This window comes from Methylophaga sp. UBA1464, assembly GCF_002325665.1.
In the GTDB taxonomy this organism is placed as follows: Bacteria; Pseudomonadota; Gammaproteobacteria; order Nitrosococcales; family Methylophagaceae; genus Methylophaga.
This window is the reverse complement of record NZ_DCSO01000089.1, coordinates 53,460-53,768: the sequence shown is the minus strand read 5'-3', so window position 1 is coordinate 53,768 and position 309 is coordinate 53,460. Positions and strand designations below refer to the sequence as shown.

Here is a 309-nt window from a genome sequence, read left to right as displayed (position 1 = left end):
AGATTGTCTGGCAAAACTGACGCATGGCCATGCTGATGATTTGATCTCAACGGTCTGTCTTGCCTCTGAAGCGCCGCTGATACTGGCGCCAGCCATGAATAATAAGATGTGGTCACACCCTGCTACGCAGCAGAATTATCAGCTGTTAAAACAACGCGGCGTTGAGTTTTTTGGCCCGGAAAGCGGTGATCAGGCCTGTGGTGAACAGGGCGAAGGCCGGTTGATGGCGGTTGATGCAATTGTGTCTCTGCTGCTGACAAAACTTCAACCTGGCCCGCTCAGTGGAACACAGTTATTAATTACGGCAGT

General features: G+C 51.1%; 1 protein-coding gene. It reads left to right on the top strand.

Annotation, left to right across the window (positions count from 1 at the left end; genetic code table 11):
* Window positions 1-40 precede the first annotated feature (40 nt).
* On the top strand, window positions 41-309 hold a 269-nt coding region (locus B3O33_RS11795; RefSeq protein ID WP_292363683.1), incomplete at its 3' end, for a flavoprotein.